We start from the raw sequence: 26,472 nt of genomic DNA on the forward strand, positions 1-26,472 counted from the left end.
GTAAACTGAGAACAAGGTAAGATTTCATGTGGAGGATAAGTAGGATGTTACTGTCTACCTTAATCTTATTATTACGAAGAAAAGATATTTCCATGAATTGATGAATAAAAAATACATGCACGAATATTGATGCTCGTTAATTTTTCTTCAATAAAAGCGCCCGATCGTATTATAAGGTCAACCGGAAGTATTATATTCTGGTTGACCAATTTTTTATAGGTTATTCTTTAGGTAGTCGGGGTAGGACGTAAGCGCCCGTGGGACCTGATCCCGTCCGTAATAATGTCTACCCCCTACTTGTAGAAACATGTTTGAGGCTGGTTGGGGCACAGACCCCGAATAACAAGCGAAGCTATGACACTACAAGATAGACAGGGGCTACCGACAAATCTACTAATAGGAGACGTGATAATTTATGGATCCAGTGATTGGCCTGGATGTTGCAAAAGGAGAAAGCCAAGTTCAAGCTTTCCTGGCAAGAAAGCAACCTTTCGGGAAGACCTTTAAGTTTAAGCATGATACCAATGGTATGGGTGATTTTTTTATGTTTTACAAAGAAGTGGAATTACATGCAGAATCTAAACCGGTTGTTGTGTTTGAGTCTACAGGGCACTATCATGAACCAATTTTACAGTATTTTGAGGAAAGAAAGATTACTTACTACTTAGTGAATCCAGTAGTTTCTTACGAAACGAAAAAAGTAGTCTTCGAAAAGTAAAGTCAGACCCTGCCGATGCGAAACACCTGTGTGAAATGTATTACAAAGAGGACTTAGTAGCTTATAAACGGGAAATGTGTACAAACAATGAATTTGAGAAATTTATGTAGACAACACGATTCTCTAACACGTAACTATGTACAACTGAAACTTCAGTTCCAAACGATAATGGATCAAGTATTCCCTGAGTATAAATTAGTTTATAGTAATTTATACTCACCTCTTTCCTTAAGAACGTTACGCCTCTATCCTACTTCTCATGAAGTATTAAAGATTCCAACGGATGAGCTAGCCAAGGAGATGCATGGACTAGGAGGAAAGAGATCGTATGGTTGGTTTTATGAAAAGGCTTTGAAGTTAAAAGAAGCAGCCGAACGAAATCCCTTTAAGAAAACGTTGTATCAAAGCCATTTGGTTACACTAAAAATGTATATTCAAATGATTCTTCAACAACGAGAGTTTTTGAACGTACTAGAGCAGGAGATAGAGACGTTAGCGAAGCAGTTTGAGGAGTAAGAGATTCTTACATCCATCCCTGGAGTAGGTACCAAAATTGTAGCCACTCTAATTTCTGAAATAGGTGATATCACACAATTTAGTCATCCCAAGAAACTAGTAGCCTATGCAGGAATTGATCCAAGGGTATTCCAATCTGGTAAGTTTACGGCTACGATAAACCGGATAACCAAAAGAGGATCTACGAAGCTACGTCAGACCCTCTATACAGCTGTTCAGTGCGGACTCACCAACAACCGTAATGTGAAAATTCGAGAGTATTATGACAAAAAAAGAAGTGAGGGCAAGCCTCACAAAGTAGCCATCATAGCTTGCGCCAACAAGCTATTGCATTGGATTTATGCCATATTAAAGCATAAACAAAAATATACCGCATAAAACCATACAAATAATTACAAATCTTACAAAAACTTCAATAGTGGTTATTGAAGCTTCTTTGTGATGCTCATTTTCATTATAGCATCTTTAATCTAGTATGATTACTTAAAAAGTATTGACTTATATTAGCTGGTATTATGGAAAAACACGATATTGTAACTTTTGTTTTAATTTAGCAATAACTCTTCTAAATCTTCGAATTTATTTGTTCTAAGAACTATCCCTTTATTGTCAAAAACAAAAATTTCAGGGAACTCATTTAAAGATAAGACTTCTTTATAATCAAAATCATGGGATGAATTCTCATCTACAATTATGTACGATAAGGAAGGAACTTTATCCCATAATTTATTTGCATCCATTAAATCATTATTTATTCTTTGTTGAAACTCTCCAGAAGTCGATTTATCATCAAAAATCACAATACTATACTTACCTTCAACTTCAGATTTCAATTTACTAACTACTCTTTCCTCTTCAGAAGAACAACCTATTAATATGAAAATTAAACTTAATATTATCGCTATATTCTTTTTCAAATTTCGCCCTCCTCAACAAATACTTAGACACAAATTCCAAAATACTTATTGAAGTAATCTGCCCTTTTCTTAAGTATAGAGCTCTCCCGCTATGCTGTATTCACTCCTAAATAATTGAGTTAAAATGTTAATATCTTTGAAATATAAAACTCATCATAAAAGCTTCCATCTATTGTTTGTAGCAAGAACATTGTAACGTTTGTAAATCATTCTTACAAAAACTTTAAATGGATGATTTCTTGTTTTTCCTAATAACTATTAACTAAAGAGAAAATGAGTCGATTTCCTAAAAGTTTACGAGAAATCAATTTTTTATTTTTTTGTTCAACCTAACGCTCCGCTGGGCAATTACAATTTGGACGGAATCCAAATGAACAGTCTATAAGAATTTCATTTTGCCTCATTGAACAATCTTTTCTTCGTGTTCCTGTATTTCCCCAAAGGTCTTTTCTTCTTTGAATAGAGTTATGGAATATACATTCTACTTAATGGAAAAGGACAATGCATTTAAGCCTATTTACTAAGTCCTCTATCCCAAAATAAGCGTTAATCCTTTATAGATTTAAATGGGTACAGGTCCCGCGGGACACGGGACCCGTACCTACGTTTAAATCACACCCACCACATTCAAAAACACAACCACAATCACAACCGGAACAACATACCTCATCAACAGGTACCACAACGAAAATAAGCCATTTAACCCTTTGGACCCTTGGATAACCTCACTTCTAAGGATGTCCTTCTTTAACTTATATGAAACGAAAATCGATATGAGTAAGGCACCTACAGGCATCAGGATGTTGCTGACCAGAAAATCGGCGCTGTCGAATACCGTTTTCCCGAAGATGGTGACGTCTCCCAACACACTATAGGATAGGGCGGATGGAATGCCGATAAGGAAGATTCCAAATCCCGTCAACCAGGCCGCTTTACTTCTTCTGCCGCCTTTGTTCTTAGTCAGTGCTGCCACGACAATTTCCAGCATCGAAAAGGCCGAAGTAAGGGTGGCAAATAGAAATAGAGCCAGAAATAGAAACAGAAATACATTCCCGAACATTATCTGGTCAAATACAGACGGTAGTACGATAAACAACAAGCCAGGTCCTTCCGCCGGCTCAGATCCCAAGGAGAAAACCGCTGGAAAAATGGCAAGGCCTGCAAGGATGGAGATGAACAGATTCACCCCGACAACTGAAACAGCCGGTTGCACAAGGCTCTCTTCTTTCGATAGATAGGAGCTATAGGTCACCATCACCGATACCCCGACACTTAAGGAGAAAAATGACTGCCCCATCGCAAACAGCACGCTTTCTGCAGTAATATTTGAAAAGTCAGGGTATAAAAAGAACGAGACACCCTCCATTGCATTGTCTAGCGATAGTGAGCGAACTATTAACACGATGAATAAAATAAATAAAGCAGGCATCATGATTTTATTCATCTTCTCGATACCATTCTGTACACCTTTAGCCACCACGAGAATAGTCAAAAGCAAGAATGCACCTTGTGCAGCAACCGCCGCGATCGGATTGGACACCGCTTCCGTAAATAGTCCTTCATAACCGCCGGCAAAACTACCCATCATTCCTGTTACCCCATAGAATAAGTACTGGACAATCCAGCCTCCGATCACACTATAAAATGACAACAGTATAAAGCAGGTAAACACGCCAAGATACCCAATCCAATGCCATTTCGTTCCTGGTGCAATCTCCTTGTAGGCAGACACCGCTTCCTTCCCTGTGCTCCTTCCGATGATAAACTCACCAAGCAAAAGGGGAAAACCAATCAACACGGAAAATAGTAAAAATAAAAGGATAAATGCCCCACCGCCGCTCACACCAGTTACATACGGTAGCTTCCAAATCGCCCCAAGACCAATTGCAGACCCTGCAGACGCCAAAACAAATCCCAACTTCGATGACCATTGCTCTTGCTGCATCATGAATTCCTCCCAAAATAAAAGACTATAACACAAAAAAGCCGCACGTTTTCCGAAGGGACGTGACTAATTCACGCGGTACCACCCTTCTTGAAAGCATGCGACTTTCCACTCTAATTGTAACGGCTGAACACCGCTTTGCCGATTTGCGTACGCAGGCAAAGAAAAGCTCCAAGATTGAAATTCCTCTTACCTTTGTACCGGACTTTCACCAACCGCCGGCTCTCTACAACAGGGAGATAAGACTTAATAGATTCTCTTCATAGCTTCATTTCAATATGCTTTTAAAAGTATTAAGTGTGATTATAGTATGCAAGGTATTAGATAGTCAATTAGAATTTTTCAGCCATTCATGATTATTTCATAGAAAATGCAATTATTATTCGATATTCCGTGCAAGCTTTGCTCGATATAATGTAATTACATATTTATAACATATTTTGTGAATGGAGGTGATTGGCATGTCGGAACAGCTGTTTATCGGAGGCGTATTTGTTACAGGACTGCTCTGCTTTTTCCATCCATGTATTCTTCCACTTCTGCCTGTGTATACCGCGTACTTGTCCGGGTCCAACGTTTTGGATCATGCAACTAGACCAACTATCCGTTTGGGACCAATCCGGCTACAGCTGGTTCTATTGCTAAGGACACTATTGTTTGTGCTGGGCTTATCGACCGTGTTCATAATGCTCGGATTCGGTTCAGGTGTATTTGGCAGGCTGGCTACAAATCCGCAGTTCATTGCTATCTGTGGCGCAATTGTGATTGTATTTAGCATCCATCGGCTTTTCTTTCCTCTTTTCAGTTTATATTAGCTTAAGTGAAAATACTCACAATTTCTTTGCATTTTCTGCCCTGTAGCTTTATCTACAAAATTAAGAACAGTTGTGCAAGATCAAAGTTTGGACTCCGGCCTTTAGTTTGTTTCATTTAGATTAACGAGACAAGATTAATCTAATGATTTATAGTGGTGTAAAACAATGTCTTCCAGTCCTTCAACGTGTTTTCTAGGAGCATTTATCATCCCTTCCATTCCATAAATAATATTCCTTAAATACTCGCCAAACACTAGGGACTTATTCCTCTCATTTAGCATCCAGTTATCTCTCTTTATAGTCGTTTGGCCATCAAAACTTGTATCAAAAGGATACGATATAAATCTAATATTCGGCGGGAGATATTTTAATAAAGTACGGTACTGCCTACCCGTAGCGATACTTTTACAAACAAATAACAAGCTATTTATTGATGTAAAATCAAATATTTTCTTGGCTTCTGTTACATTTGCAATTGAGTGCATAGATGAAGTTTCATAGCAAATAACTTCTTTAGGAACACCATTTTCAAGTAAGTTCTTAACAATGACCTCAGCTTCTGAGAAACCTATATTATCCCATTCAGGATGTCGCATATTTGATAAACTACTTCCTCCAGTTGCAATAATACAGTCACCTAAACCTTTTTGATAAGCTTCTAAAGGTTTCTTCCAATTACCAGGGTGTGAACCTCCAAACACAAATATTGCATCGCATTTTATAGGCTCAACCTCTTTCCAAAACACTATTTCCGTTATCTCGTCAATTTGTTTATCTGTTAGCTTAGGAACTTCAGGATATTTAGGTATTCCCACAACGTACCCCCTTTTACATAATGAACTCAAAACAATCTTTACTACATCATCTCAAATTTCCATTATTTCCACAATAAGTTAGTTTAGGTAAACTAGCCTCAAAAAAAAAAGAGCGCTGATCCTTAAAAGGTTCGCGCCCGATTATGGAATAAAGATAACACTGGAAAATCCGCTGTACGATCCTAACTTCTACTTTCTTTATTTAAAGTGTTATAGTTTATGCTCTTCGATTAAGTCAATATTTCTCTTATTTAATGCATAACCCTGAATTTGCTTTCCAATATCTGCGTATAGTTGAATATCTTCTAGTTGTGATAATGGTAACCATTTTATAGCAGTTTGATTAGGGTCTGGATTTTCTGGCATTCTTGCAACTGATCCACTTTTTAATGTACACTCAAACATCATAACTAAAGTATGGATAGGCCCAAATTTTTCAGAATTCAAGTGTGGTGCATACTCATAAACAAAGGCTAATGGTCCCACTTCAACATCAACACTCGCTTCTTCCATGGCTTCTCTTTTTACAGTATCTATAATGTACTCATTAGGTTCAACCCCTCCAGCTGGTAAATCATAAACCACACCTCTGACTGGATCGTTATATTCCGTTAATAAAATTCTACCATTTTCAATTATAATTGCTCCTGCTCTAACCCTTATGTGGTACGCCATTTTTTATTTCCTTTCTTTTTACTCTTTTAACTCATCTACTCAATTCTCAAGTACGTAAAGATATTCTGCAATCGCTCCTAAATTGTAGAATTTTACAATTTTGTTAAGCTGAGAAATCATTAATTATTTCTACCACTTCAATTTCACCGTTAATTAAAAGTTCAGGAAGGTCATTGTTTATTTTACCACTCCAATATTCTCTCGCTTGTTCAATCTTTTTTGCGAAAGGGACCCCATCCTCTCTAGGTAATAGGTTTCCATCACCCTCAAAAGAGTTTCCTAAAACTTTGAGTTTAACAACTTGCAATACTTGTCGATTGTAAGATTCAAAAATGTCTTTCCATTTTAGAGCTTCTTCATAACTTCTTGTTGCATATAAACAGGATAATCTTGAAGGATATTCAGGAAATTCTTGTAACCTGACCATTTCCACTACTACTTCTCTGATAGCTCTGATTGTTTGACCTATATACTTGATGGCGACTTCACCATTTTCACTATTCAAGTTTAAGCCCTCACTAGTATAATGTCCGTTAATAATTTTTATAAAGTCCTCACCAGTTGAATTCAATTGTTCCTTTTCAAAAAAGAAGCTATATAAGGTGTTTTTTTGGTTCTTATCAAAGTTAATTTTCTGACCAAGGCTCATTTTCTTCCTCGTAACAATGTGGTAAACATAAAATTCTTTATCTTTCATTTTCCTGTCCCCTATTTGTACACATTATTTAGATTTGTAATACACTCTTTAATTTATTTAACCCGTTTGTTTAATTCCAATTATTTCATAACCTGATAATCCCTACAATATGAAATTCTCTTTGGCCAAGATAAAAAGAGCGCTAATCCTTGTTTCAGGAAAGCGCCCGATAATTGAAGATTCGACTTAATATTGAGTAGTTATTGAAATTGAATTATTCGCCTTTATCAAAGCCGAGATGAACAGAGTCTGCAATCCTTTCATAGCCAATTTCCCTATAAATCTTATTTGATGTCGGATTCCTCAAATCTGTGTACAGGACGCAAAAGTTGAAGTCTTTAAGTAGTTCTTTTGATACTGCCGTAACAAGCGTCCGAGCATATCCTTTTTTGCGTTCTTCCTTTGGAGTAAAAACCAAACTAACGGTTACCCCGTTCTTTGTAGGACGTGACTTCTTCATCATAGACACTATCTTTCCTTTGTCCTCCCAAATAAAGATCTCTTGTTCCTTTAGAAACATTGCAACACGTTTTTTTACTTGTTCGATTGGCGAAGTAGACAGTCCGGCATCATTTTCGAATGAGTTGAACCACTTCTCGATTAGTGCAGAATCACTTTCTTCCGCATAACGCCAAGAACCTGGACTATGTACAAGCATTTCATTGACCGTTTTTAAACGATACAATCCCTGGTCCATAAGCAGTTGATGAGCCTTACCTGTTTTATCTTCCCACTTCTCCGCAACTTTGTATGCCCACTCTTTCAAACTGATGATTGAACGAAATTCAATTTTAAGTTCGACCATATTTTTTATGAAGAAATCAATTATTTCATCTAGACGGTTTTCATCGACAAAGATAATATTTAACGGATGCGGTGGTGTCATTTGGAAAAAGGCTAACACATTTCCGTCTTCCTCAATTGTTGCCATAAATGGATTCTCATAATTACCAGCTTTAATCGCTTGCAGTACACCATAAAAAAGACTGAATACATCTTCCTTTTCCAATAAAAACGACTCTATCTTTTTCTCAAAATCATGAGCATTCTCATAAACTTTAAATTTCATTTTCAACACCCTTTTAATTGTTTCTAAATCTTCAGGATACATATGTATCAAATTATCTAATTCTAATAAAGTCTTCCAAGCAGCTTCAATTATTGTTTTATCAGGGTCATTTATCCCTACGCTCTCTCCTATTTTCTCTACTCTAAAGTAATGAGTGTTCACATTTATCCCCTTTATTACACTCTCTTTTACAAACAACCTTTCTATAACTCTAACCTCATATCCTGTTTCTTCTTTTACTTCTCTTATGCAACATTCTTCAGGTGTCTCGCCTATTTCGATTCCTCCAGATGGGACACTCCACCCAATAGAATCATTACTTCTTACCATAAGAACTTCATTATTTTCATTAAAACAAATCGCTGCAGATCCATGCCATTCTTTTATATAAATCGCTCCCCAATTTTTTTTACATCCCTCAACATGTCAATTTCCCAAAATACTTAACTTTGTTTAATTCCAATTATTTCATAATCTAAAAATTCCTTCAATAAGATATTTACTTAGGCCAATATGAAAAACGAGCGCTGAACCTTGTTACAGGATAGCGCCCGATTGCCGAAGACTCGATTTCAAGATAACTACTATACATTTCTTCAATTAAAGCTCCTATTTAGTTGAATAAGATGGGTTATACAAACTAATCCGAATAAGATCCTCCTGGTAAAGTGAATAAATAAAACCCGTTGTCTCCTCTTAATTGCCATCCCTCAAAATAATTACTGTCGTGAAACAACTCAAGAAGAATGTTTCCTTCAAATTCCACAACTAAATCGGATATTTCTTCAAAATGTATAATATTCAATATACTCTTCCCCAATAGAAGCTTTTCAACATTTTTATGTGAGTATTTGTCTGGTGCTTGGATACAGTCTGTATAACCAATTACAACTTCATTAGAAACTTGTAACCTCCAAGGGCATTCAATGATTATACTTCCTGTTTCAAAGTCTATTCCTAAAGGTAAGTTCTTTTCTGTATTTACTTCAATAACCTTCTGACCAGTAAAATTGGTAAAATCTATATTACTTATTTTTCTATACACACTCATCCCTCCTCTCCCGAAATACACTTATTGAAAAGTGTATTGTAACAATCCATTTTTAAGCATTCACTCTATTTAATATTCAATAATTGCTCCAATTTAACGGAAGATGAACAACCTAATATAAATACATTTTATTGAAGAAATTTAATCAGTAGGGTTGGTAATTGCATTATATATATCGTGTAATAGCACGTTATCTATATCATTAAGTAATGTTCTTTTGCCGTCTTTTTCAAAGTAGAGTTTTAAAGTTCCTTTATTTGTTATATTTTCAACAGGTCTTACCCCATCCAAAACTGTAAATAATCCAAACAAACTTGTATCAACCGCTTCATAAAGTGCCTTTTTAATCATTTTTTTATTGCTTGCCGACTGCTCGTTATACCATTCTGCAAGTTCTAAATCTTTCTGTCTTGGCTTTCTTCCTGGAGGGTCTTCCATATTGCATACAGTATCTTCTATTGCTGAATCTCTAACATATTTAACTATTGCCTCAATGAAGAGCCCACTATTCAATTGATAAACCTCCTATACTTACCTCTATTACTCCGCTAAACTGCCCAATTCTTAAAATAAGAAGCGACCCACTATGCAGCAATCGCTCCCCTTTAATGGAATAACTAATTAAAGCATTATTGTTTTTGAATTAGCCCAACAGTTTAGTTTTACTACTTTATCTTATAATCCCATTTATCGATTCACTATTTATTAATAACAATCGATAATTTATAGTTTGCATGTTTATTTAGTTCTTCTAAAAACTGATTCATTAACTCGGTGGAAGGAAATCTACCTTCAAGAATATAACAACCATCTCCACTGATTTTATAATTATTTATTAAATATTCCTCTTGCGTTTTAATGAATGACAGATAAGGTTGATGAAAAATACTTTCTGTAATTATGGTAATAAAAGCATGTATATAACAACCTAATTTAACTCGGTTTACTTTAATCGTATACCCCTCAATAACTCCACTATCTTCTAATTTTGCCACTCTGGCCGAAGTGGCTGGTCCGGTCAGATGGACTTTCTCTCCCAATCCTTTCATTGTAATTCGACTGTTTCTTGATAATTCATCTAAGATCTTCATGTCCGTATGATCCAACATTTATTTAATTCCTTTCATTAATAAAGTAAAACGGTCAAAAGACTTTATTTAATCTGTGTATCCGTTAATGGGTCATAGTATAGACTATACATTGTTCAAAGAAATTTTCAAAAAAAAAGGAGTTAATATCTATGAATATACATCAAATTCGTAATGCAACAATCGTTATTGAATACGCAGGGAAAAAATTTTTAGTTGATCCAATGTTTGCAGAAAAAGGAACTCTTCCAGCCTTTGGTTCAGATGTAGGTTTACCTCCTGCACCAAGACAAAATCAAAAAAATCCTTTAGTAGGCTTACCAACGTCCATTGATAATATTATCGCTAACGTTAATGCTGTTATTGTTACCCACCTGCATTTAGACCACTGGGATGAAGCTGCAATAGAAGCATTGCCAAAAGATATTAAAGTTTTTGCTCAAAATGATGAAGATGCAACAGAAATTAAAAACGTCGGTTTCCAAAATGTAGAAGTTTTACAAAAGGATACTGTTTTTGAAGGAATCCACTTGATTAAAACAAAAGGGGAACACGGCAGAGGTGAAATCTTACAGCATGCTGGTCATACATGTGGTGTTGTCTTTAAACATGCTGATGAGAAAGCATTATATGTTGCTGGAGATACAGTTTGGTATGATGCTGTGCAAGAAGTAATCGATACGCATAATCCAGAAATCATTGTAATCAATGCTGGGGACAACCAATTCCTTGTGGGTGGTTCTCTGATTATGGGTAAAGATGACGTCTATGAGGTAGTGAAGGCTGCTCCAAACGCAAAAATTGTTACTGTTCATATGGAAGCTGTAAACCATTGGGGATTATCAAGAGAAGAATTGAAAAGCTTTATTAATGAAAAAGGAATTTCTAATGTGTTAGTACCAGAGGATGGAGAATCTTATTCATTTTAAATTAATTGCAGAACGACAATTAGTAAATTTTAATTGAAAGTTGGTTTGGAAGTATGTCTGTAGAAGCTAATAAAGAATTAGTTCGCAGTTTTTTTGAGACGATAGAACAAGAAAACTATGAAGCCCTTAAAGATTTTTGTCATAAAGATTATGTATTTTATCCACAAATTGACGCACCGTATTCGGGTGTTCAAGGCCTTATTGAATCAGAAAAGAAAAACTTTGATGCTTTCCCTGGCTTTAAAATGCCAATTGTAGAAATGGTAGCTGAAGGAGATCTTGTTGCTGCGTATTTTATCTTTGAAGGAAGACATACTGGTATCCCATTTGCTGGTATCCCCGCAACCGGAAAAAAAGCTAAATTTTCTCTTATGATTCTGTTACGTATTTCTGAAAGAAAAATTATTGAACAAAGATCTTTTGTAGATGTTCATGACATCATACGACAAATAAAGGCTTAAATTCAAACTTATTTTTTTGTATTGCAAGAGACCCTCTTTTTGGGGTCTCTTCTTTAATTCTAAACAATACCTATCTTCCATTAAAGCATTACCCCACAATCTGGCCCTAAAAATGAAAAATGAGTGCTGATCCTTGTTCCAGGATCGCGCCCTTTAGCTGAATATAGTTTTTCTTTCATAAACATGAAAATAGTAGTTATAAGGGTTTTTGTCATTCATAATTCCTTTTTCAACAGATACTTCTTTCCACTCATCGAAATTAACTTCAGGAAAAAATGTATCTCCTTCGAATTCATGATGAATTTTTGTAATGTGCATTTTCTCAACATAAGGCAAGAACATATTATAAATCTGTTCTCCCCCGAAAATGAAAATCTCTTCTTCATTTTTACATAACTCAAAAACATCTTCGATTGAATGGACAATTTCACAACCATCAAAGTTAAAATCCTTATCTCTGGTCAGAATAATATTCCTTCTGTCAGGTAAAGCCCTTCCGATTGACTCAAGGTTCTTTCTACCTAATATGATTGGATGTCCCTTTGTAGTATCTTTAACATACTCCCAATCTTTCGGAATTCTCCAGGGGATGTCATTCTCTTTTCCAATTACTCTATTAATATCCATCGCAACAATTAAAGAAACTTTCATATATAACACAGCCTTTTTGAACTAGTTTAAAATGTGATTTTTTATATCTATTGAAGTTCCTTTTAGTTCCTTTTTAAACTAAACTCCACGTTAGAACAAAAAGCGACTGCCCTTGTTGTGCAATCGCGCCCGATCGTTGGGAAGTTTTTATTTCTCTAATTTAACTGCTTTTTTCGTAATAAATCCCTTAACCAATAGAAGAAGTCCCATTTTTCGTGACTGAACGAATAAATGACTTGACCCTCTCTCCCATCTCTTTTGGGTACTGCATCCATACATAAGCATGCATACCTTTAGTGGCCACAACCTCACTAGAGCTCTTAACTAAACTCTGAAAATATAATAAGGAGTGGGTAATTTTAGGATCTTCCTTCTCTTCTTTACTCACTAAAAAAAGTACAGGGCACTGAATCTCCTTGTAGTAGTCTTCAAACGCAAGATTCCAATATGTTTGAATATATGCTGTACGTACCCTATTTAGATAATGGCTGGTGTACCTTCCATCTTCCGTCTGAGCCACTGTACTATCTAGGTAGTTTGAGAAGTAGGGATTCCAAAGTTTGTGTTCGACTAATTGAGAACGTGCTTCCGCTAAATAATCAGCCCTCGAACCATGAACCGGGACCTTTCTTTGCATCAGTTCTTCGGTCAACTTTTCTTTTTTATCTTGAACATGTCCACGTAAATCCGGTACGACCACTTTATAGTTTTTTTCAAACAGAGGAAGTACCCCGTTCCACATATGAAGTGTTCCTCCGCTAAAATGAAGAAAACAAACGGCTGGTTTATCCGATTCATTGACCTGGGTATTAATAGTCAAATCGTTTTCTAGTGTAGCTTTTATTTCGATCATAGCTATCCTCCTTCTTTTTAAAAATGTTACTTCTAAAAAAGAGCATATCTTCTTTGAACAAATGCACCCGTTAAATGAATAAGTCTCTTATTTTACCGAATTACGCTTGATCAAGCACTAGGTCTAGCCAAGATTTCGCCTCATTGTACAAAATTGGATTGTTTTGCGGCGTGTAATAAGCAAGGATTCCAACTGCCTGTGAAACAACCCATCCGCGGGCCCTAGCCAATGTAGCATCGTCCGTACGGATAGCATCAAGGAACACATCGCGTGCCTCTGGCGAATGCAACTTCCACGCGACCATTACATCACAAGCAGGGTCACCTATACCCATTGTCTCCCAATCAATCACACCTCTGATACGCTTATCACGTACGAGCCAGTTACGTACATCTAAATCGCCATGATGCCAAACAGGAGGACCGTTCCATGGAGGTGCAGAAAGGGCCGACTCCCATACAGCAGTCACCGCGGGATCGCCATTAAATCTTGCTAGCCAATATCGGAAGTCCTTGTCCCGTTGTGCCAAAGGAATGCCGCGTCCTAAAGGCCCTCCTGTTGGATCAACTTGTTGAAGTGCTAGGACAAACCCTGCGAGATCGCGTGCTGCCTGAATCGCGTCAATCGTGTCTATCGACACCGTTTCACCCTTCAGCCATGAATGTATCTCCCAAAACCAAGGATAATCGTTATTAGGGCGCCCCTGAGCGATAGGTACAGGGATTTCAAGTGGAACTGCTGGCGCAAGTTTTGGTAGCCATATGAACTCTCGCCCTCCTGGTGTTGTCGGTCCCTCCCTTCTCGCTAGCCTAATAGAGTATTCGCTGCCAAGTCGGAAAACGGCATTTACCGTTCCAGCCGGTTCAACCTTACGGAGGGGTAACTCTGCCCAGTGGGGGAACTGTTCCACAAGTAAACGACGTATAAGGCACTCTTCAATTTCCAATTCATCAACATGCATCTTCTCTGGCATATAATCCCTCCCCTAAGTTTCTTATTAAACATTTATATTTTAGCCCTTTATTACAATACTGGTTTTATAGTATGAAATTCAATTTCTAGACTAACTTATAAAACTCCTTCCTTATTCAACAATCTGGCCCTTATATGTAGTATACCAGGGCGTAGTAATTAACGTTAATAACGTTAATTACTACGCCCTTTTTGTTTCTTTATTTACAACATATATATAGTAGATAAATATAGTAAACATAGTTTTCATAGAAAGAGAAACAAAAATACATCACTATTGTTTTTGGAGGTGATGTTAATGAAAGTGCAAGAGGTTTTAATTAATGACAGAAAAAGATATTTGCTTATTGATGGAGATAACAAACCTGTCGGTCCAGTTTTAAGGTTTCTTAAATATCTAGATAACATTGGAAAGGCCGAAAATACCTTAAAGTCATACTGTCATTATTTAAAGTTTTACTTTCAATTTTTAAACGAAAAAGAAAAAGAGTACAAGGAAGTGGATCTTAACCTTCTGGCGGAGTATGTATCTTGGCTAAGAAGTCCTAATCAATCTACTAAAGTAATTCAATTTCAACAAACAAAAGCAAGGAGATCTGAGCGAACAGTTAATACTATGGTGACTTGCGTTCAGAGTTTCTACGATTATTTAATGCGAATTGAAGATTATGAAAAAGATCTATCAGAAAAAACAAAGAAGCAAGTGATTGGGAATTACCGATCGTTCAAACCCTTTCTACATCATATATCAAAGGGGAAGCCACTTGATAAAAACATTTTAAAAATTAAAGAACCTCGGAGAGAGGTTTTAACACTTACAAAAGATCAGGTTCAATCTATTCATGATGCGTGTAGCAATATTCGAGATGCTTTATTGGTTCGAATTTTGTATGAAGGCGGTCTTAGAATTGGAGAGGCATTATCTTTATGGATCGAGGACTTTGATATTGGCTCTACCTCCATTCAAGTACGAGAATCTAAAACTGTAAACGGCAAAGGAAGAAGAGTATATGTATCTGGCGATACAATGAATGTTTTTCAAGATTACCTAATTGATTATCATGACGCGGATACCAATCATGTATTTATAAATCTAACTGGTCCTAATAAGGGAGAACCATTAAATTATCAAGCAGCTTTCGATGTAATTAAACGTATAAGAAAGAAAACCCAGATTGATATTACCCCCCATATGTTAAGGCATACTTATGCCACTGAGCTTCATGAACAAGGGGTAGAAATATCGATAATCCAAAAGTTGTTGGGTCATTCGAACGTTCAAACAACAATTAAGACTTATGTTCATCCCACCGATGTCACTATACGAAAAGAGTGGCAGAAAGCACATGACAAGATGAAAGGTGACAAGAATGATTTTATTAAATAAAGCAACTGAACAACAAGCTAGAGCTGTAAGATATGAGCAAATTTTACAAGAGTTAAGTGGGTATTGGGAAAACGAAGAATGGGATGCATTAGATTGTCCCCTTTACAAAAAAGAAATAATAATAAAAAGCCCAATAATTAAATTTGAGGAAACATTGAATCCAAGAATTAGAAATGAATTTAAATATTATTTCTTCAGTCGGTTGACTAATTTAGAAATAAATATGGCAACAGTATGGAGTAATTCTACTGCATTTAATAAATTGCAAGATTTTATTTTCAGATTCTATTCTGATATTGGTTCTATTCTAGACATCCCTTACGGGAAATTTTCAATTCACTATAAAACCTATCTTTTTGAACATGGGAAAAGCGACTTAACAGTAAAAGGCTACCTCCAGTTATACAACCGAATTTATTCATTTTTCTTTGACTGGTATGATCAACGGAAGGAAACAGAGAAAGATATTTGGGATGTTCGAAAACTAGGTATTGACTATAATAACAGTAATTGCGGGTACACTTTAAATTTCACTTCTGTACCAAGACCTTTTCAAAACTTGGCAAAAAGATATATCGAAAAACGTGTTCTAATACAAGAAAGTTTAAGCTGGGGTTCTGGCATACAAACCATGGCAAAGCTGCAAGAATTCTTTAAATATATTTATAAAAAGTATCCAAACTGGCAAGACTTAACCTCATTAAGTAGGAGAGATATCGAGGAATTTATGCATTATTTGCGAACCTCTCCAATGGGTGGAGATAGCGTTCACAAAGGTCAACCCCCTACTGAGAATCACATCCATCGCTCATTATCTGTACTAGAAACGTTTATTGTATATATTCAAAGATATGAATGGGATGAAGCTCCCAAAAAGCCTGTAGGAATCCTAATTGTACCTGAAGATAAACCTAGACTACCTCCAAAGGCATCTAACGAAATTAAATACATATCTGATTTTGTTTGGAATCAGATCATTGATCACATGGGAAAACTGCCGCAGGAGATTATTCCGGTTGTAATATTGTTAGAGACATCAGGCTTTAGAATTTCAGATGTGTGTTCTTTGAAAGTAGATTGCTTGATTCAAAGAGAAGATGGTTGGTGGATTACCGGAGATCAGCGTAAAGTAAAGGGGAAAAATCATCGGGTCCCAATTTCGGAAGAAATAGCTAAGGTTGTGCTTTCCCAACAAAAATTAACAAGGGAAAAATCGACTTCAGAAACAAATCCATTAAATTATTTATTTCCAACCTATCATGGTACAAGAAAAGGACAGCCCATTTCGCGTGACAATGTAGTAAATAATTTAAATAAACTAGCTATTGAAAATAATATAATGGATGAAAACGGAGATATCTATCGATGTAAAGCACATGCATTTAGACATCGTTATGGAGTAAACCTTATTAATAACGGTATGAACATTTTACATGTACAAAAGCTGATGGCTCATGTGAGCCCTGAAATGACACTGGTATACGCCCAGATTCATGATACAACCCTTCGAAAAGAATGGGAAAAAGCCACAAGTAATGGGGCTGTAAGATTAAATCCAGGTGGCAAAATTATCGCTACTAGTATAGAAAAACAAGCAGACGAAAATGGATTAGAGTTAGAATGGCTCCGCCACAATTTGGATTCCATTCGATTAGATCACGGTTTGTGTATTAAAAGCCCCAAAAATAATTGTGACTTTTTGGAACAAACTTTAGAACCACCATGTATAAAAAACAATTGCCGCAGTTTCCATGTAGATCTGACGTTTCTAGATTTCTATAACGACCAAATTCTTAAAATGGAATCTGATATTGAGATATATCAAAAATCAGGTAGAAATAGATCAATTGAAATTATTCAGCCAAAATTGAAAAAGTATAAAGAAATTAGAGATGGAATAATAAAAAATGGTGGGATTTATGGACTTCCTAAAACAAGAAGAGAATTGAGAAACTGAATATAGAAAGAGATGAAATACAATGGCAAATATAAACCCAAATACTCAACCACTTCTTCGAAGTATCGAAGAAAAACAGCAAAAAGCAAAGCAAAAGGTTGAAAGTACCATTAAAGAAATGATTAAACATAAAGAAAAGATAAATTTTAATTCTGTATCAGCAAAATCAGGGGTATCAAAACCATTTTTATATAAACACAGCGATATCAGGTCGAGAATTGAAACATTAAGAAAACAAGAAGAAAAATTAGATTCACCGAATCAAGTAAAACGAAACATGACAGACCATTCTAAAGATGTGATAATTGCATCACTTCGAAAGAAAATGATGCATCTCGAAGAAGAAAATAAGAAATTGAAGGAACAATTAAAGGTCGATTGGGCCGCAATTTATAAGGAAATCAATTAAAATAAACCATATCTTTATTAACATGTAAACATAGAATGAGGTTCGATCGAACCTCATTTTTTACCATGATACTATATATAATGGCCCTTTAATGGAATACTCTGTTTCAAAGAAGCTGACACAAAGTCCATAGTGGTTACTATAAAATACACTAAAATACACCACTTCTATATTAGGTCTTTTGTGTCGCTCAGTAGGTCAATCAAATCCATAAAAAAATATCAATATTTTTTTATAAAGCTTCTTTCGTTAACCGCCCTAACTCTTCTTCTATTCTCTTCACATCGATTCTTTCAAAAAGTGGTTTTATTTCATGCAAATTGACGGATAGCTCCTCAACAGCTTCCCATCTTAGCTCTTTCAACCCCAACATCACTTTGACTTTTTCACTTGAGAAAGGCAGAAAAGGATTTAACAATTGTGTGAGGTTTGCAATGATGTAAACACAATTAGCCATCGTCTTATCACAGGAAGCTTTGTCTTCTTTAATTTGAATCCAAGGCTTTTGCTCATCAAAATATTTATTTGCATACCGAACAAATTCAAAGATTTGCTCTAGTGGCTTTTTAAATTGTCCCTCTCTTATTAAGCAGCCAACTTCTTTATAGAGTACCTCAACCTTAACCTTGATTTTTGAATCAATCTTTCCAATTGGTGATGTTCCTTCGTAAGATTTCTCAATAAACTTCAATGTTCGATTAACAAAGTTCCCATATGCTCCTAGCAATTCACTGTTGTGACTATAGATAAATTCGCGCCAGGAAAAATCAGTATCTCGATTTTCAGGTGCATTGACAGTTAGAAAGTATCGGATGGAGTCTGCATCATATCTTTCTAACATATCTGGAGCCCACACAGCCCAGTTTTGACTTGTTGACAGCTTCCGTTTTTCAAGTGTTAAGTACTCATTGGAAATGATATGGGTTGGTAACGCTGGATTATTGATACCCATTAAGATAGAAGGCCAAATGATTGTGTGAAAAGGAATGTTGTCCTTTCCATGAATGTAATAAGAATAGGATTCTTTATTCCAGTAGTCTTCGACCCTATCGTTATGGTTCTTCGCCCACTCCTTACTAGCTGTCAAATAGCCTGCCACTGCCTCAATCCACACATATATTCTCTTCCCTTCAAAACCTGATATAGGAACATCAACCCCGTTAGGCAGGTCGCGAGTCGCTGCCTTGTCAGGAAGACCTTCTTTTAAATATCTAGATGTTAAAGCAATCGCGTTTTCGCGCCATTTATTATCCTGCACAGCATTCTCCAGAAAAGCTTCCAAACGTCCTTGGAATTGACTAAGCGAAAAATAAAAATGCTCTGTTTTTTTGATAGCAGGCTGAGTCCCACAAATCTTACATCTCTTATCCAATAAATCAACTGGATCTAGAATGGATGAGCAATTGTCACATTGATCCCCTCTTGCTTTTGCCCCACAATTAGGACATATCCCCTCGACAAAACGATCCGGTAAAAATTGTTGATCTGTTTCACAATAGGCCTGCTCAATCGTTTTTTTATACATGTATCCATTTTCAAGAAGTTTTAAAAATATTTCCTTTACAGAATTATGATGGTGTTCAGTGTCAGTCCGGGTATACAAATCATAGGTAAAGCCAAGCTTCCTAAAACTCTCCGTAAATTCTTGATGATAACGATTTGCTATCGCTTCTGTTGTTGTATTTTCTTGATTTGCTCTTATGGAAATGGGTGTGCAGTTGCAGTCACTTCCTGAAACATATAAGACCTTTTCTCCTTTCTGCCGGTAATACCTTGCTAAAATATCTCCAGGTAATAATGCGGCTATATGCCCTAAGTGCAAGGAACCATTGGCGTACGGCCATGCCCCTCCGATAAAAATAGCCATCTTTTCTCATTCCTCCTTCAAATCAAATAAAAATACCTCGCCCATAGACAAAATGATTGCCTAAGGACGAGGTATATCTCGTGTTACCACCTTAATTTACTAATAATTCACATTATCAGCCTCAATAAGTACGGAGTGAAAAACAACTCTTATACTCTGACATTTATAACGAGTGCCAAATCTCGTCAAAGTCTAATTCTTATCCAGAAAGTTGACTTTGCTGCTCAAAGGCCATTTTCAATCAACTATTTCCTGCTTCTTTTCAGCTACCGAAGCTCTCTGTAAGAAAATGAAGGTTGATTTACTTTCCTTATCATCGCGTTTATGTAATATTTTTACTTATTATTACATAATTGATGGGAAAATAATAGAATTTTTTTCAAGCCTTTTATGTGGCAGGATTGGAAGAAGCTGCTGCATGATCTGCTTTCACACAATCGATGGCAACCACGATGGCAATAACAATGGTTTCCATCTCTTCATCTTGTATTTGTACATGGTAGCTATCACCCCAAGTAAACCACTTTTTGGACACTTCTCCCACGATTTTCCCATTTTGAAGTACTTGAAAGTCCATATCCCACCAATTGCCACGCACCTCAATACCTGCCGCATCAATAGTATATCGTGCCTTCAAAAAAGAAAATTCTTTGTTTATTGTAAGTATTTCTTGACCATTAACTTGCACCATAAACTTTGGCAAAAAGGTGAACATTTTTTTCGCGATGAGTGCCACTTCTTCTCGTTTAGGGCTCAAGATGGAGAAAGTTTTAGGTAACCGCATAAAGCTTCCCTCTACAAAATAGATGTCTTTCTCCTGTTGATCCTTTACCGTGAATTTCTCACTAATGCTAAATACCTTTTGTTTAATAAATAGCTGTCTCATCTTACTTCCCCCCTGTTCGGCTTTTATTAATTTACGTTTGAGTAGAAGATATGGTTTCAACATGTTAATATCCTTTTTCTTTGTCAATACTTCTAACACTTTTCCAATAATTTTTGCTCCTCGTTTCCACATCATTTACCGATGTAAACACTTTATTTCCCTTCTAAAATATGTATACTTTTATACATTGGGCTTTCATGTTCATTTTCAAAGCTTTCTAAATATGGGGAATATGTTCCTTTCTCATTGACTATAGCCCAGGGTTAGTATTTACCTTGAAAAATAAATCATAAGGAGATTACACATGATTATTCGAGAAATGAAAAAAGAAGACAATGCAATAGTTAAAAAGATCATCCAAAATTCTTTAGAATCCCTTAGCCTAGCTATACCAGGGACTGCTTATTATGATCCTCAACTTAACGAACTGCATCAATATTATACTAATTTAGATTATGCTAAATATTGGGTAGTCGAAGTGAGGGAAGAAGTTGTTGGCGGAATTGGTATTGCGCCCTTTAACAAGGATGATAAAATTTGCGAATTACAAAAGCTTTATGTACGTACAAATGTGCAAGGTTTGGGAATTGGAAAACTGCTGATGGAAACCGCTCTGTCCTTTGCCTCAGAACATTATAATAAGTGCTACTTAGAAACAACAAAAGAGTTGAAAACCGCCTGTTTATTATATGAAAAATTCGGATTCACATTATTACAGGAGCCACTACCAGGATCTGAACATTCCGCAATGGATGCTTGGTACCTAAAGCAGCTGACACCTAGAGGGGCTTAAAACTTTCCCAATAGTGGATTTCAGACCATTTACTTTCCACAAGCAAACACTAAAACTATGATATACGCTGCCTTCTGAAAAATTCTTCTTCACTACTAAAATGTTCGCGCTACGGTGACCTTTCACGTAAATCATGTACGGTAAAACCTGCTTGTCTAAGTGCGGTGAAACCTCTACCTATGCCCATCTTTCCTCGCCTGAATATATCCGTAATAGGCACAAGTCCCATTTTTGGTTACATCTTTGACTTCAAAACCGCACTTCTGATAGAAACTGAAATTATTAGCAGATGTGTGTGCAAACCAATCACCGTGAGGAAGTTTTTGAACACAAAGCTCTACGATTTTCTTCCCGATACCTTTCCCGCGGTATTCGGTTAAAACAACCAAATCTACTATATTAGCAACCATTATTTGGTCCGAGATCACCCTAACCATGCCAATCATCTTGTTTTGATCCCAAACGGTAAATGCCCAAGTTGAATTTTTGAATATAAGCGAAAACTTCTCTTTTTGCCAAGATGGTGTATTCCTAGCCCAGCCTGCATCTTCAAAAAGAGCTTCCACACACTCAGCTGGAACCCCTTCCGTACCTTCCCTTATTACTATGCCATTAAAATATTGGTACATATATATCCTCCCTCCACAAAAATCTAGAAATTAATTATCCTTCAACGAGTGCAAGGTATTCTAAAATTTATCCATTATTTTCCACTAGTAATATATCCTCTCTTTCCTTGGCAGGGAAAATCTTTGATCCAACCGGTAAGTTATTTGACGTGCGGTCTTTAAAGTCTGTATCTTCTTTATTAATCTTTGCTATTTTACCAATTAGCTCGCCTTTTGTTAAGGTTAATTTCTCAACCCAATCTCTTTTCAGATAAGCTTCCACATGTATTATTGATTTTTCATCTTGAGGACGAGAGTTTGTTAACTTCGTGGAACCACCCAGTTTGTTGACATGTTACCATATCAACCTCTTCGGGTACTTCTGTTTTTAGGATACAATTATAACCTATCTCTATAACTGGAAATCCCGTTGCAGTATCACCAAGAAATCTTGGATCCGTGCAGTGGCTCCGAGGCTTTTTTCATAAATATCATTATTGCTTCTTCTCACCTACAGCAGCTCTCTGGAAACAATGAATCTTAACTACTCTTCTCTTCACAGCCATACTATCCGTATGTTTTTTAGTATTAGCACAAATATATGGCTTAGGCAATAACATTTATGATATCACTTATGATACGGAACATATCCCGACTTTTCGACAAGTGATTGGCCTTCTTCGGATTGGATCCAGTCTAAGAATGATTCAAGATTAGGGTTTGTTGCATTGGATAAGTGAACGGCGTAAAAGGGACTGACAAACGGGTATGTATCCTTTTGAATAGATTCTATGGTAGGTGCAACTCCTTCCACCTTTACGTGCTTAATCTTATTGTTTTGCGCCATCGTTTCCGAGAAAAAGCGGAACGAGAAGCCAATTGCATTTTTCCTATTTTCATAGTCTAAGGTTTCTTCAATGATTCCCCCCATACCTGAAACTCGCTGGTCACTTGGCGGGTCCATTAATCGTTTGGTTCCCATTACTTTTCGAAGCATCTGCTGACTTCCACTGTCTTCAGGTCGCTGAAACGCTAGGATAGGCTCGTCGTTTCCACCAAGCTCTTTCCAATTCGTGACCTCACCAGAGTAGATGTTTTGAATATCCTCCCCGGTAAGATTAGTAACCGGATTATCCTTATGGACAAAGAAAACAAAGGCTTCTTTTCCAACTGGAGTTAACATCAACTCCACGCCTTTTGCCTTTGCTTGAGACTGGATAGAACTTGGAGGTTCTGGTACAAAAATGAGTTCTCTTTCTTCTTTGAGGAGACCGGCCCACGCTCCTGAGGTCTGTGTGGATTGGACTTCACTCATAGACGAATCATATGTGCCTTCTGGGTAAACTGCCTGCGCGAAAGAGGCAAATACAGGATATAATGCCGTTGAACCATCTAGCTTTAATAGTGGTTTCTCTAGCTTCATGGATGCTTCTTTTCCCAAATCCGCAACCCGTTTATTATTTTGGAATGGTTCATATAGAGTTAGGTCAACATCTTGGGTACTCATAATTTTCAAAGAGTGATGATACCAAGCTTTCCCGCTCTCAACTCCTATAAAAAGAGCAAATATACTAATCAAGCCAATAAACGTGTACTTTACTGTTTCTTTTGCAAACTGTCCCCACACCCATAAATTTGCAGAAATGAGCAGTGTGATCACAAACGCAGCTGAAACAACACCGTAAAGATCTTTCCCCGTGGAAATGGTTAAAATAATCGTTCCGTAGAACCCCAAATATAAAATAGCAATTGAAATGATAATGGATCCAAGAATTTTCATATTTTCCCCTTTGTATAATTGTTTTAGTAAAACTTACCTTTAGGGTAATTTTACACCAAAACAGTAAAAGTATCCATATTTATTATTATTTAAAAATTATTAGCCGATTCAATGAAAACTAGTAAGTACTGTAACCCTATCCGGAAAAAGCGGTCTTATATATAGAACCCCTACATAGAATGTACAAGTTGTATCTATTAATAATTGGGGTGGAAATATTGAGTATCAGTATTTTAGTCAGCTACATATTCTTAGGGTTAACTTTAGCTGCACCAATTGGTCCAGTTAATTCTGCAAGACTTGATAAAGGAATCAAGAACGGCTTTTGGCATGCGTGGATGGTAGGAGCAGGATCCATGATAGCTGATGCTATATTTATGCTACTCGTTTATTTAGGGATGGTTCAATTTTTAGGCATTCCTATCGTCCAAATCTTCCTTTGGTTATTTGGCGGTTTTATCCTTATTTATTCAGGCGTGGAAAGTATAGTAGGTGTAAATTCCATAAATTTGACTGTTATCAGAAAAAAAGAATCATTATTTAAGTGTTTTCTCACAGGTTTTATCATGTCTATTACCAGCCCATTATCTATTCTTTTCTGGCTGGGTATTTATGGTTCCATATTAGCAAAAACAGCACAAATGAACGGGACCGGTGATTTGTTAATCTATAGTTGTATGATATTCATCGGTTTGACATTGTGGGATATTTTTGTTGCTGCATTGACAACCGGTTTCCGTAGATTCTTGAGTTATACAAGCATTAAGGCAATATCAATCATCTCTGGTGTTTCATTAATTGGATTCGGCGTTTATTTTGGCTACCAAGGTATAAAAGCTCTCTGGGGCTAACTGAAAAACAGCACCTATGAGGTACTGTTCCTTTCTAACTTGATTAAGTTAAACCTCGATAATTATTGGTAAGATCATTGGCTTTCTTTTAATTTGAGTAAATAAATATTGGCCAACCGATTTTTTTATGCTTTGTTTAATAATGTTCCATTGGTGTTTATCCTCTTTTTTCAAATCGTTAACCGTTTTTATTATAAGGCTATTAACGTCTCTAAGAAGTTTTTCGGAATCTCTGTGATACACGAAACCTCGAGAAATGATGTCTGGATCATGAACTAGCTTTGCTTCCCTTTTACTCATCGTTAGGACAATCACCAGCATACCGTCTTCAGAAAGTTGTTTGCGGTCCCGCAATACAATATCTCCAACATCCCCGACCCCCAGGCCGTCTATAAAGGTATTTCCTGTCGGGACTTTCCGAGTTTGGCGGGCAAGGGAATTGGTGATATCTACAACATCACCATTATTCATTATGAAGGTGTTTCCTTGCTCTATTCCAACTGATTCTGCTAATAAACTGTGATGGTATAGCATTCTATACTCGCCGTGAATAGGAATAAGATATTTTGGTTTCATCAACGTAAGCATTAGTTTTAAATCTTCTTGGTAGCCATGGCCAGAAACATGCATTCCAGAAGAACTTCCGGTTCCGTAAATCACTTTTGCTCCGAGTGAAAGTAAATTGTCTACGACTCGTGTGACATTCCGTTCATTTCCAGGTATTGGCCCTGCCGCTATTATAACCGTATCCCCTGGAAGGATTTCAACCCCCCGAAAATTTCCTGTGGATAGTCTGGAAAGGGCTGCTAATGGTTCCCCTTGACTACCTGTACATAAAATAGCCACCTTTTCAGGAGCCATTTCATCGATTTCATGTTGTGCTATTAACATTCCATCAGGAACTGTTAAATAACCTCTTTCCATGGCCACATCCACTACATTCACCATGCTTCTTCCAAGTAACGCAACTTTTCGATAGGTTTTTTGAGCGGCGTCGATCACTTGCTGAATCCTATTTATATTAGATGCGAATGTAGAAAGAATAACTTTCCGTTCTGCTTTCCTGAAGGCATCCTCTACATGTTTACCCACCATTTGTTCCGAGGGGGTAGAACCAGGACGCTCTGCATTGGTACTTTCTGACATAAGGAGAAGAACTCCTTCTTTGCCGATTTCAGCCATTTTATGAATATCAGAATGCTCATTATTCGCCGGGGTCAAATCAAACTTGAAATCCCCCGTATGTACAATTTTCCCCTCCGGTGTATGAAAAACAACCCCCAGGCAATCGGGAATACTATGATTCACTTTAAAAAAACTTACACTAATTTCATCAAATTTTAAGTTGGAATTCGAATCTATTTCAATTAGTTCCGTTTCCCTTAAAAGTTTATGCTCTCCTAATTTCAATTCAATTAATCCTAAAGTGAAACGTGTGGAATAGACGGGTACATTAAGTTTTTTTAAAAACCAAGGAATTCCTCCGATATGATCTTCATGGCCATGTGTAACAATCAATGCCTTTATTTTATCTTTATGTTCAAGCAAGTAGGTGATATCTGGAATGATTAAATCTATTCCTAATAAACTTTCATCCGGGAACTTATTCCCACAGTCGATAATCACGATATTGTTTGAATACTCTATTGCATACATATTTTTTCCGATTTCATTCAGTCCACCCAAGGCGAAGATAGATAATACATTCTCGTTTGTCCTCAAGAATTTTCCCTCCAGTTCGATATTTATTTTTACTATCTCC

26 protein-coding genes, 2 pseudogenes and 2 other annotated features are annotated in these 26,472 nt (G+C 36.5%); of the genes and pseudogenes, 9 read left to right on the top strand and 19 right to left on the bottom strand.

Annotation, left to right across the window (positions count from 1 at the left end):
• The first annotated feature begins 415 nt into the window (after window positions 1–415).
• Window positions 416–1,612: pseudogene (locus MKY77_RS15730) on the top strand (IS110 family transposase).
• Between the two features lie 167 nt (window positions 1,613–1,779).
• Here the strand turns inward: MKY77_RS15730 and MKY77_RS15735 are convergent.
• A complete protein-coding gene (locus tag MKY77_RS15735; protein WP_339146774.1) occupies window positions 1,780–2,151 on the bottom strand; it encodes a hypothetical protein in 372 nt (123 codons plus the stop codon).
• Between the two features lie 607 nt (window positions 2,152–2,758).
• Window positions 2,759–4,099 carry a sodium-dependent transporter gene (locus tag MKY77_RS15740; RefSeq protein ID WP_339146775.1) on the bottom strand — a complete coding sequence of 447 codons (1,341 nt, stop codon included), beginning with the start codon at window positions 4,097–4,099 and terminating at the stop codon, window positions 2,759–2,761.
• A 50-nt stretch (window positions 4,100–4,149) separates the two neighbouring features.
• Window positions 4,150–4,369, bottom strand: a binding site (T-box leader).
• Window positions 4,370–4,557: 188 nt separating this feature from the next.
• On the opposite strand from MKY77_RS15740, the gene MKY77_RS15745 reads away from it, so the two are divergent.
• Window positions 4,558–4,911: a cytochrome c biogenesis protein CcdA gene (locus MKY77_RS15745; protein ID WP_339146776.1), complete on the top strand. Its 354-nt coding sequence runs from the start codon at window positions 4,558–4,560 to the stop codon at window positions 4,909–4,911.
• A 134-nt stretch (window positions 4,912–5,045) separates the two neighbouring features.
• Here MKY77_RS15745 and MKY77_RS15750 read toward each other — a convergent pair whose 3' ends face one another.
• The 8 genes and pseudogenes from MKY77_RS15750 to MKY77_RS15785 form a co-directional block, all read right to left on the bottom strand.
• Window positions 5,046–5,726, bottom strand: a complete 681-nt coding sequence (locus MKY77_RS15750; RefSeq protein ID WP_339146777.1) for a YdcF family protein — start codon at window positions 5,724–5,726, stop codon at window positions 5,046–5,048.
• Window positions 5,727–5,936: 210 nt separating this feature from the next.
• Window positions 5,937–6,401 carry an NUDIX domain-containing protein gene (locus MKY77_RS15755; RefSeq protein ID WP_339146778.1) on the bottom strand — a complete coding sequence of 155 codons (465 nt, stop codon included), beginning with the start codon at window positions 6,399–6,401 and terminating at the stop codon, window positions 5,937–5,939.
• 103 nt (window positions 6,402–6,504) lie between these two features.
• Window positions 6,505–7,098, bottom strand: coding sequence for a DUF2441 domain-containing protein (locus MKY77_RS15760; protein ID WP_339146779.1), 594 nt, complete (start codon window positions 7,096–7,098; stop codon window positions 6,505–6,507).
• Between the two features lie 214 nt (window positions 7,099–7,312).
• A complete protein-coding gene (locus MKY77_RS15765; protein ID WP_339149836.1) occupies window positions 7,313–8,167 on the bottom strand; it encodes a GNAT family N-acetyltransferase in 855 nt (284 codons plus the stop codon).
• A gap of 3 nt (window positions 8,168–8,170) precedes the next feature.
• Window positions 8,171–8,554 (bottom strand): annotated as a pseudogene (locus MKY77_RS15770) (NUDIX hydrolase); the annotation flags it as partial.
• 253 nt (window positions 8,555–8,807) lie between these two features.
• A complete protein-coding gene (locus tag MKY77_RS15775) occupies window positions 8,808–9,212 on the bottom strand; it encodes a DUF6188 family protein (protein ID WP_339146780.1) in 405 nt (134 codons plus the stop codon).
• A gap of 147 nt (window positions 9,213–9,359) precedes the next feature.
• Window positions 9,360–9,731 (bottom strand): hypothetical protein, encoded by a 372-nt coding sequence (locus tag MKY77_RS15780; RefSeq protein WP_339146781.1) that lies wholly within the window; start codon window positions 9,729–9,731, stop codon window positions 9,360–9,362.
• A gap of 185 nt (window positions 9,732–9,916) precedes the next feature.
• Complete coding sequence (locus tag MKY77_RS15785; protein WP_339146782.1) at window positions 9,917–10,327, bottom strand: winged helix-turn-helix transcriptional regulator; 411 nt, start codon at window positions 10,325–10,327, stop codon at window positions 9,917–9,919.
• A gap of 131 nt (window positions 10,328–10,458) precedes the next feature.
• Between MKY77_RS15785 and MKY77_RS15790 the strand changes: the two genes are divergently transcribed.
• Together MKY77_RS15790 and MKY77_RS15795 are read left to right on the top strand one after the other, a co-directional pair.
• Window positions 10,459–11,235, top strand: coding sequence for an MBL fold metallo-hydrolase (locus tag MKY77_RS15790; RefSeq protein WP_339146783.1), 777 nt, complete (start codon window positions 10,459–10,461; stop codon window positions 11,233–11,235).
• Between the two features lie 53 nt (window positions 11,236–11,288).
• Entirely contained in the window at window positions 11,289–11,696 is a 408-nt protein-coding gene (locus MKY77_RS15795; protein WP_339146784.1) for an ester cyclase, read from the top strand.
• 153 nt (window positions 11,697–11,849) lie between these two features.
• Here the strand turns inward: MKY77_RS15795 and dfr are convergent, their stop codons facing one another.
• The 3 genes from dfr to MKY77_RS15810 form a co-directional block, all read right to left on the bottom strand.
• A complete protein-coding gene (gene dfr, locus MKY77_RS15800) occupies window positions 11,850–12,347 on the bottom strand; it encodes a DfrD/DfrG/DfrK family trimethoprim-resistant dihydrofolate reductase (protein ID WP_339146785.1) in 498 nt (165 codons plus the stop codon).
• A gap of 187 nt (window positions 12,348–12,534) precedes the next feature.
• Window positions 12,535–13,200 carry a hypothetical protein gene (locus MKY77_RS15805; protein WP_339146786.1) on the bottom strand — a complete coding sequence of 222 codons (666 nt, stop codon included), beginning with the start codon at window positions 13,198–13,200 and terminating at the stop codon, window positions 12,535–12,537.
• A 100-nt stretch (window positions 13,201–13,300) separates the two neighbouring features.
• Entirely contained in the window at window positions 13,301–14,173 is an 873-nt protein-coding gene (locus MKY77_RS15810; protein WP_339146787.1) for an aminoglycoside phosphotransferase family protein, read from the bottom strand.
• A 297-nt stretch (window positions 14,174–14,470) separates the two neighbouring features.
• Between MKY77_RS15810 and MKY77_RS15815 the strand changes: the two genes are divergently transcribed.
• From MKY77_RS15815 to MKY77_RS15825, 3 genes are read left to right on the top strand one after another with little or no spacing between them, the layout of a single operon-like run.
• Entirely contained in the window at window positions 14,471–15,559 is a 1,089-nt protein-coding gene (locus tag MKY77_RS15815) for a tyrosine-type recombinase/integrase (RefSeq protein WP_339146269.1), read from the top strand.
• A complete protein-coding gene (locus tag MKY77_RS15820) occupies window positions 15,543–17,516 on the top strand; it encodes a tyrosine-type recombinase/integrase (protein ID WP_339146267.1) in 1,974 nt (657 codons plus the stop codon). Before MKY77_RS15815 ends, MKY77_RS15820 begins: the two co-directional genes overlap by 17 nt.
• A 22-nt stretch (window positions 17,517–17,538) precedes the next feature.
• Window positions 17,539–17,925 carry a DUF6262 family protein gene (locus tag MKY77_RS15825; protein ID WP_339146265.1) on the top strand — a complete coding sequence of 129 codons (387 nt, stop codon included), beginning with the start codon at window positions 17,539–17,541 and terminating at the stop codon, window positions 17,923–17,925.
• A gap of 232 nt (window positions 17,926–18,157) precedes the next feature.
• Here the strand turns inward: MKY77_RS15825 and metG are convergent, their stop codons facing one another.
• Both metG and MKY77_RS15835 read right to left on the bottom strand, forming a co-directional pair.
• Window positions 18,158–19,792, bottom strand: coding sequence for a methionine--tRNA ligase (gene metG, locus MKY77_RS15830; RefSeq protein ID WP_339146788.1), 1,635 nt, complete (start codon window positions 19,790–19,792; stop codon window positions 18,158–18,160).
• Between the two features lie 59 nt (window positions 19,793–19,851).
• Window positions 19,852–20,118, bottom strand: a binding site (T-box leader).
• A 62-nt stretch (window positions 20,119–20,180) separates the two neighbouring features.
• Complete coding sequence (locus tag MKY77_RS15835) at window positions 20,181–20,678, bottom strand: LURP-one-related family protein (protein WP_339146789.1); 498 nt, start codon at window positions 20,676–20,678, stop codon at window positions 20,181–20,183.
• A 304-nt stretch (window positions 20,679–20,982) separates the two neighbouring features.
• Between MKY77_RS15835 and MKY77_RS15840 the strand changes: the two genes are divergently transcribed.
• Window positions 20,983–21,471 (top strand): GNAT family N-acetyltransferase, encoded by a 489-nt coding sequence (locus tag MKY77_RS15840; RefSeq protein ID WP_339146790.1) that lies wholly within the window; start codon window positions 20,983–20,985, stop codon window positions 21,469–21,471.
• A gap of 173 nt (window positions 21,472–21,644) precedes the next feature.
• Here MKY77_RS15840 and MKY77_RS15845 read toward each other — a convergent pair whose 3' ends face one another.
• The 3 genes from MKY77_RS15845 to MKY77_RS15855 all read right to left on the bottom strand — a co-directional run bounded on the left by MKY77_RS15845 (window position 21,645) and on the right by MKY77_RS15855 (window position 23,859).
• Window positions 21,645–22,100 carry a GNAT family N-acetyltransferase gene (locus tag MKY77_RS15845; RefSeq protein WP_339146791.1) on the bottom strand — a complete coding sequence of 152 codons (456 nt, stop codon included), beginning with the start codon at window positions 22,098–22,100 and terminating at the stop codon, window positions 21,645–21,647.
• A 67-nt stretch (window positions 22,101–22,167) separates the two neighbouring features.
• Window positions 22,168–22,362 carry a hypothetical protein gene (locus MKY77_RS15850; protein WP_342515378.1) on the bottom strand — a complete coding sequence of 65 codons (195 nt, stop codon included), beginning with the start codon at window positions 22,360–22,362 and terminating at the stop codon, window positions 22,168–22,170.
• Between the two features lie 345 nt (window positions 22,363–22,707).
• The gene (locus tag MKY77_RS15855) at window positions 22,708–23,859 is read right to left on the bottom strand and encodes a substrate-binding domain-containing protein (RefSeq protein ID WP_339146792.1); all 1,152 of its coding nucleotides are present in this window, start codon (window positions 23,857–23,859) and stop codon (window positions 22,708–22,710) included.
• A gap of 218 nt (window positions 23,860–24,077) precedes the next feature.
• On the opposite strand from MKY77_RS15855, the gene MKY77_RS15860 reads away from it, so the two are divergent.
• A complete protein-coding gene (locus MKY77_RS15860; RefSeq protein WP_339146793.1) occupies window positions 24,078–24,710 on the top strand; it encodes a LysE family transporter in 633 nt (210 codons plus the stop codon).
• A gap of 48 nt (window positions 24,711–24,758) precedes the next feature.
• On the opposite strand, the gene MKY77_RS15865 is transcribed toward MKY77_RS15860, so the two are convergent.
• The gene (locus MKY77_RS15865) at window positions 24,759–26,432 is read right to left on the bottom strand and encodes a ribonuclease J (protein ID WP_339146794.1); all 1,674 of its coding nucleotides are present in this window, start codon (window positions 26,430–26,432) and stop codon (window positions 24,759–24,761) included.
• Between the last annotated feature and the right edge of the window lie 40 nt (window positions 26,433–26,472).

The organism is Sutcliffiella sp. FSL R7-0096 (assembly GCF_038595065.1).
Lineage (GTDB): Bacteria > Bacillota > Bacilli > Bacillales > Bacillaceae_I > Sutcliffiella_A.

Bases quoted from the DNA above. Each gene is read 5' to 3' on its own strand.
- MKY77_RS15740 (WP_339146775.1), bottom strand. From the start codon at position 4,099: ATGATGCAGCAAGAGCAATGGTCATCGAAGTTGGGATTTGTTTTGGCG.
- MKY77_RS15745 (WP_339146776.1), top strand. From the start codon at position 4,558: ATGTCGGAACAGCTGTTTATCGGAGGCGTATTTGTTACAGGACTGCTC.
- MKY77_RS15755 (WP_339146778.1), bottom strand. From the start codon at position 6,401: ATGGCGTACCACATAAGGGTTAGAGCAGGAGCAATTATAATTGAAAAT.
- MKY77_RS15760 (WP_339146779.1), bottom strand. From the start codon at position 7,098: ATGAAAGATAAAGAATTTTATGTTTACCACATTGTTACGAGGAAGAAA.
- MKY77_RS15765 (WP_339149836.1), bottom strand. From the start codon at position 8,167: ATGAAATTTAAAGTTTATGAGAATGCTCATGATTTTGAGAAAAAGATA.
- MKY77_RS15785 (WP_339146782.1), bottom strand. From the start codon at position 10,327: ATGTTGGATCATACGGACATGAAGATCTTAGATGAATTATCAAGAAAC.
- MKY77_RS15790 (WP_339146783.1), top strand. From the start codon at position 10,459: ATGAATATACATCAAATTCGTAATGCAACAATCGTTATTGAATACGCA.
- MKY77_RS15795 (WP_339146784.1), top strand. From the start codon at position 11,289: ATGTCTGTAGAAGCTAATAAAGAATTAGTTCGCAGTTTTTTTGAGACG.
- dfr (WP_339146785.1), bottom strand. From the start codon at position 12,347: ATGAAAGTTTCTTTAATTGTTGCGATGGATATTAATAGAGTAATTGGA.
- MKY77_RS15805 (WP_339146786.1), bottom strand. From the start codon at position 13,200: ATGATCGAAATAAAAGCTACACTAGAAAACGATTTGACTATTAATACC.
- MKY77_RS15810 (WP_339146787.1), bottom strand. From the start codon at position 14,173: ATGCCAGAGAAGATGCATGTTGATGAATTGGAAATTGAAGAGTGCCTT.
- MKY77_RS15815 (WP_339146269.1), top strand. From the start codon at position 14,471: ATGAAAGTGCAAGAGGTTTTAATTAATGACAGAAAAAGATATTTGCTT.
- MKY77_RS15820 (WP_339146267.1), top strand. From the start codon at position 15,543: ATGATTTTATTAAATAAAGCAACTGAACAACAAGCTAGAGCTGTAAGA.
- MKY77_RS15825 (WP_339146265.1), top strand. From the start codon at position 17,539: ATGGCAAATATAAACCCAAATACTCAACCACTTCTTCGAAGTATCGAA.
- metG (WP_339146788.1), bottom strand. From the start codon at position 19,792: ATGGCTATTTTTATCGGAGGGGCATGGCCGTACGCCAATGGTTCCTTG.
- MKY77_RS15835 (WP_339146789.1), bottom strand. From the start codon at position 20,678: ATGAGACAGCTATTTATTAAACAAAAGGTATTTAGCATTAGTGAGAAA.
- MKY77_RS15840 (WP_339146790.1), top strand. From the start codon at position 20,983: ATGATTATTCGAGAAATGAAAAAAGAAGACAATGCAATAGTTAAAAAG.
- MKY77_RS15845 (WP_339146791.1), bottom strand. From the start codon at position 22,100: ATGTACCAATATTTTAATGGCATAGTAATAAGGGAAGGTACGGAAGGG.
- MKY77_RS15855 (WP_339146792.1), bottom strand. From the start codon at position 23,859: ATGAAAATTCTTGGATCCATTATCATTTCAATTGCTATTTTATATTTG.